The 405-nt window shown below is 40.0% G+C and carries 1 protein-coding gene; it reads right to left on the reverse strand.

The window, feature by feature from the left end:
* On the reverse strand, positions 1–405 hold a 405-nt coding region (locus H4O21_RS28285), incomplete at both ends, for a beta-ketoacyl-[acyl-carrier-protein] synthase family protein (protein WP_502243751.1).

Consider the following 405-nt stretch of genomic DNA (forward strand, 5'->3'; position numbering starts at 1 on the left):
ATCAATGTTTTCATCAACTGTGGTGTGATTAATCGTTGGAGGTACGATACCATTTTCTATAGCAAGTATGCTTGAAATGGCCTCAATAGCCCCAGCGGCACCCAATAAGTGACCCGTCATTGATTTTGTAGAATTAATATTTATGTTCTTAGCGTGATCTCCAAATACTTTGGAAATTGCTTTTAACTCAGCTACATCGCCTAATGGTGTTGAAGTACCATGTGTGTTTATATGATCTACATCCTCAGGATTTAATCCTGCGTTTTCTAAACAGTTTTTCATAACTTCAACTACACCAACGCCTTCTGGATGCGGTGCCGTCATATGATGCGCATCTGAAGATAATCCACCTCCAGCTACTTCAGCATATATTTTTGCACCTCTTGCCTTGGCATGCTCATATTC

Source organism: Oceanospirillum sediminis, assembly GCF_014164585.1.
Lineage (GTDB): Bacteria > Pseudomonadota > Gammaproteobacteria > Pseudomonadales > Halomonadaceae > Oceanospirillum > Oceanospirillum sediminis.